We start from the raw sequence: 5152 nt of genomic DNA, 5'->3' as shown, positions 1-5152 counted from the left end.
ACTATGGAGAACTATGAAAAATATACTACATAGAAACCCCATTCCAGATATTGAATACCTAAAAAAGGAAGTGGTTAAATTATACTACGAATTAGTTGATGAAATATCTTTTGTCGAAAATTGGATAGATGAATATATTGTCAAAAAATAGGTATCATACTATATTATAAATAACACCACCATAAAGATAAACATATCTAGAAGTAGAAATAGCTAATATATTATTATTTGTAAAATTAGAATTAACTATTGAAAAATTAATACCATCATTATAAATAACACCACCATAAGCATGAGCCTGGCTAGAAGTAGAATTAGGTCTTGCAGTATTATTTGCAAATGTAGATCTGACTATGGAAAAGTTAGCACCATTATTATAAATAACACCACCATAAACACGTGAATAACAAGAAGTAGACAGAGAAGAATTAACTCTTACAGTATTATTTATAAATGTAGATTCAATTATAGTGAAATAAAGAGCATTATTATAAATAACTCCTGCATAACTACAAGCATCTCCACCATAAGTACTTGTGGCATTAGATGTTGTGCTGTTTACAACATTACTTGTAAAATTAGAGTTAGCTATAATAAAATTAGAACCACTATTATAAATAACACCACCATAAGCATAAGCATAGCTAGAAGTAGAATTAGTTAATACATTATTATTTGTAAATGTAGATTTATTTATAGAAAAATTAACACCAGTATTATAAATAACACCACCATAACTATAAGTTGAGTAAGTACTACCTCCAGTAGTACCATTAATAGTTGTACTGTTTGCAGTATTGTTTGTAAATGTTGTATTATATATATTAAAGTTAGCACCAGTATTATATACTGCTCCTCCATAGCTATAAGAGTAATAACGAGAAGAATAACTGCTTGCTTTATTATTTGTGAATGTAGAATTAGTTATTGTGAGATTAGAACCAGTATTATAAATAGCTCCACCATAAGCAGTTGAACTTGTATAATTAACACTTGGAGTATTACTATTTACACTATTGTTTGTAAATGTAGAGTTAATAATATTTAAATTTCCACCACTATAAATAGCACCACCTGCAACATTGCCCCCTGTGGTGTTAGTCACATTGTTATTTAAGAATATACAGTTAATAAATGTTATATCGTTATTGTTACTAGCATATATAGCACTACCATTTTTACCATTTAGGTAACCATTTGAGAATGTTATATTTTGGAATGTAATATTATTGCTAGATCCAGAAATATTAAATAATCCTCCACCTCTTTGAGCACTAATAATAACTGAACTAGGTAAATTATCACCTTTAATTATCAGATTTTTATTTGAAATTGTGATATTATTATTACGATCAGTTGTTTTACTATAATTCCCAGTTCCAAGTGTAATAGAATTACTAACATCCCCTCCACCATTAATAGTACTTACAGCAGTGTTAATTGGATCAGCACTTGTAAGTGTAAGATCAGCAGCACTAACAGAAGAAATACTAGCACATGAAACACCAACAAATAAAATAGCTATTAAAGACAACATAATAGCTATTGTAGTCAAACTTTTAGAAAAAGTTTGATTAAAAGCTGTTTTGTGAAACAATCCTTCTGAAGACCCAGAATGTTTTTGTTTTTTTATAGAATAATTATTCGATTTTATAATATTATTTTCCTTTTTTTCTAATTCCATACTCTTAACTCCCCCATAAGCAACCTATGATTGATTTATCTATTTGAATTGTAAAATTAGATTAATTTAAGAAACATGTTTAAATTATATCCAACTATAAGACAATATTAACATAACTTAATATTTGTTTCTATAAGATAATATTAATGATAAATCAAATATTATGTTTATTAATTATATATTAGTTCGACTAATATATAAATGTTACTATTATACCGAACATACCATATATTACTAAAATTTCCAAAGAGTTTAAAACTAAATTTAAGATATAAAATAGCTATTAAATACTTTAAATACTCATTAATTTGAAAATAAAATAGTCTTAATTCTAAAAAAGATAATAAAAGGAGTATTCAATATTAGAAAGAAATTTCTACATTTTTTTTGTAACTATTCAGACAAACTTTTAAAAAAAGTTTGATCAAAAGCTATTTCCAAAAATAATCAATTCAAATTAAGAAATGCTTTTACTAATATGAAACAAACATTTCAAACTTTTAAAAAAAGTTTGAACAAAAGCTATTTCCATAAATAAAGCATTTTAAGCATTAATTATGCTTTTATTAATATTAAAATTTGTTATTATCAATCATTATTTCTAAATCAAATGTCCAGTACATGACAATTTAATATTATGGTTTTAAATATTTCGTTATCTTTTTAATTAAGCTTTAATTTTCTTTATTTTAGCTATATGGTATGAAATTAATAATGTATAAATATTTAAAATTAAATAGTCATGACAGTACTATAATTAAATAACTATTATAAATTCTATTGATTTTGTAAGAGTTAAAGGTGATTTAAATGAAAAGTGAGCTAGTATTAAGATCTGAAGCTATGGGGTTTTTAATTGAAAAATTTGGGATCGTTGAACTGAAAGATTTAAAATAGTATTAAAAGAGAAAAATTTGATTAACACTGAATGGAGAAGAGATTTACTTAAAGATAAATCTGTCAATGAAATATATAATATGTCTATTTGTAATAAAATTCTTCTCAGGAGGTAACAGTTTAAGAGAAACATTATTTAAGATTACTATATTGATATATGTATATTATCATAGTTCATAATTGGAATTTTACGGTTTTTAGATCCTGATTTAAAGCTTATTAATCCTTCTTTTTCTAGAAGTTTTGCTTTTTTTAAGGTTGTGTTTACTTCATTGTTAGCTAATTTAGCTAGTTGGGAAATTGAATTTGGTTTTTCATTTTTAATCAAATCTAATAATCCTAATCCTATTTTGTCAATATCATTATTTTCTAAAAATATGGTTCTTCCATCTTCTACTTCTTCATCTTTATGGTCTATGAAATATTTCCAATCATCTAAATCCATTTGTAGGTTCATGTTTTCATTGTCTTCTTTAAAAAGCTTTTCAAGATTTTCAATACTAATATATGTATCTTCAAAGCTTCTAATTAATTCTCGACCAGTTATTTTTCTAATTAAAGTTATATTTATCACATTAATGCCCTCCACAACTCTTCTTTTTTTAAAGATTCATTAGTGTTCAAATGTATTTGTACAGTACTATAAATAGTTTCAAAGTCCGTATTTTTAATTTCATGATGTTTTCCATGTGCGGAGAAATGTACATGTGGAAATCCATGGAAATTGTCTATTCTAAAGTTATCAGGCATGATAACTATAGCCCACCCCCATCAATAATAAAAAAAATAGGAATATATTGCACTATAAACAAAACTTAAGATTTTTGATTTTGAGAGTATATGAATTAAAAAAATGAAAATGATTGAAATTATGTGAATTTATAAGTTATTAAACTATGTTAAGCTATTGCTACGAGTATATCAAAATTTTGCATCTTGAATATTTGCTTTTTATAATTTATTAAATTATGTTAAGCTATTGCTACACTAACTTCCGTATTAGGAATGTTTAAATAGTTATCTTCAACAACATCAATACTGTTCAAATGAATGGATTTGTTTCGGACTTCAACATATAAAGTCATAGAAAGATTAACATTTTTTTCAGTGATTATTACTTTGATTTCTCCACTTATTATATTGTTAAGATATAATTTTTGAGTTTTAAATTGTGTAGATGCATCTGCTACTTCAAAACCAATAGGATTTTCATCTTTATCAAAATCAATTGACACTGAATCATTCAAAAATTCAGTGTATTTGTACTTGTTATTTTTTAAAAAAATAAAAAGATTATCATTTTCGTAGTCATAATCTAAAGTTATTTCTTTATTTTTCATTTTCAAGTCTCCTTTTAAGTTTTTCAAGTCGCTCTGTTTTTATACAATGTACTGATGGAAGATCAATAAATCTACTTTTCACAGCAATAATTATTTTAATAAGATATATTCTACCAGAATAACAGTAAAATAAAGCAAATTTTTTTGGTTCCTGTTGTTCGATGAGAACTGGAGTTTCTTCAGTTATAAATCTAATAATGTCCACATGGGAAAATTTTCTATCTCTAATTCGAATTTTATAATGATGAGTTAGTCTTATGTGCTCTTTATTGAAATTATGTAAGAAGTCAACTATATTGTTTAATATCTGGAGAAATTAATGATTCTGAAGTAGAATTATAAAAATAATATTATGGACATATAAATGAAATGATGATTGTATAAATATTTTATACAATGATACTAGGAATAGATATGAATGGATAAATTTTTAGTTTTCACCAATAAAAAAATAATATCTGGATAGATGGAGCAAGCTCTGCAAATATATTTTTTTGGTGAAAAAGTATTGTTGGTTCCAGCTATTGCTAAAATTGAAGCTAATAATGAATATGTAGAAATTATATTTCAAATTAATAAAATTAATGTTTTTTATATATATTACTTCTTTTACCAATTTTTAACACATTAATCCTTGGTGTAGTTTCATCATCTATATCAAATATTATTCTATAATTTCCTTTCCTAATTTTTTTAGCTCCCTCAAATTTTCCTTTTAAATTCTCACAGTCATGAGGATTGTGTGAGATTTCTTTAACCACATTGAATATGTTTTTTACTAATAATTTATCCTTTTTTACTAATTTTTTAAGAACTTTGGATGCTTTTTCAGAGTAGTTTATTTCATAATCCAAGTTCCTTTTCAAGAGAATCACTGTCCTGCTGTTTTCCATCTCTCATTTCTTGACGAATTTCATTTAATTCCTTTGCAAGTTCTTCACATTCTTGAGGCATTGATTCATCATCAATCAATAGTTTTATTTCGCCATTTTTGTTCAAATCCCATATTAGTGTTTTTTTATTTGTGAGTTGATCAAGAATTTGTTTAGGTATAATGGTTTTATTATTTTTCTCAATTTTGCTCTGAAATATCACTTTTTCACCTTTTATAGGGGATGTCCCATAATTCTATAAGTCGTTGAAAATCTATTTAATTAATTTTTAAGCGTTTTAACTAAATATATAGTAAAACAAAGTTATTTTAATCATTTTTAAATATAATATGTTTTCA

The 5152-nt window shown here is 24.9% G+C and carries 7 protein-coding genes; all 7 read right to left on the bottom strand.

Annotated elements, in window-relative coordinates; translation table 11 throughout:
• Positions 1-154: 154 nt before the first annotated feature.
• The 7 genes from MBFIL_RS02395 to MBFIL_RS02365 all read right to left on the bottom strand — a co-directional run bounded on the left by MBFIL_RS02395 (position 155) and on the right by MBFIL_RS02365 (position 5016).
• Positions 155-1684, bottom strand: a complete 1530-nt coding sequence (locus tag MBFIL_RS02395) for a hypothetical protein (protein ID WP_066971143.1) — start codon at positions 1682-1684, stop codon at positions 155-157.
• A 1042-nt stretch (positions 1685-2726) separates the two neighbouring features.
• Positions 2727-3155 carry an HVO_A0114 family putative DNA-binding protein gene (locus MBFIL_RS02390; RefSeq protein WP_066971140.1) on the bottom strand — a complete coding sequence of 143 codons (429 nt, stop codon included), beginning with the start codon at positions 3153-3155 and terminating at the stop codon, positions 2727-2729.
• Entirely contained in the window at positions 3152-3331 is a 180-nt protein-coding gene (locus MBFIL_RS02385; protein ID WP_066971137.1) for a hypothetical protein, read from the bottom strand. Before MBFIL_RS02385 ends, MBFIL_RS02390 begins: the two co-directional genes overlap by 4 nt.
• Positions 3332-3552: 221 nt before the next feature.
• Entirely contained in the window at positions 3553-3921 is a 369-nt protein-coding gene (locus MBFIL_RS02380; RefSeq protein WP_066971135.1) for a DUF2283 domain-containing protein, read from the bottom strand.
• On the bottom strand, positions 3911-4126 hold the full coding sequence (locus MBFIL_RS02375) for a hypothetical protein (protein WP_066971133.1): 216 nt from the start codon (positions 4124-4126) through the stop codon (positions 3911-3913). Before MBFIL_RS02375 ends, MBFIL_RS02380 begins: the two co-directional genes overlap by 11 nt.
• 376 nt (positions 4127-4502) lie before the next feature.
• Positions 4503-4814, bottom strand: a complete 312-nt coding sequence (locus tag MBFIL_RS02370; RefSeq protein WP_084266272.1) for a type II toxin-antitoxin system RelE family toxin — start codon at positions 4812-4814, stop codon at positions 4503-4505.
• Complete coding sequence (locus MBFIL_RS02365; protein WP_066971131.1) at positions 4765-5016, bottom strand: hypothetical protein; 252 nt, start codon at positions 5014-5016, stop codon at positions 4765-4767. The genes MBFIL_RS02370 and MBFIL_RS02365 overlap by 50 nt, the downstream gene beginning before the upstream one ends.
• Positions 5017-5152: the final 136 nt, after the last annotated feature.

The sequence above is a fragment of the Methanobrevibacter filiformis genome, assembly GCF_001639265.1.
Taxonomy (GTDB): domain Archaea; phylum Methanobacteriota; class Methanobacteria; order Methanobacteriales; family Methanobacteriaceae; genus Methanacia; species Methanacia filiformis.
This window is presented reverse-complemented; position numbering and strand designations above follow the sequence as displayed.

What these genes read in the sequence shown, in the direction of transcription:
- MBFIL_RS02380 (WP_066971135.1), bottom strand. Translation starts at nt 3,921, where the DNA reads ATGAAAAATAAAGAAATAACTTTAGATTATGACTACGAAAATGATAAT.
- MBFIL_RS02370 (WP_084266272.1), bottom strand. Translation starts at nt 4,814, where the DNA reads ATGGAAAACAGCAGGACAGTGATTCTCTTGAAAAGGAACTTGGATTAT.
- MBFIL_RS02395 (WP_066971143.1), bottom strand. Translation starts at nt 1,684, where the DNA reads ATGGAATTAGAAAAAAAGGAAAATAATATTATAAAATCGAATAATTAT.
- MBFIL_RS02385 (WP_066971137.1), bottom strand. Translation starts at nt 3,331, where the DNA reads ATGCCTGATAACTTTAGAATAGACAATTTCCATGGATTTCCACATGTA.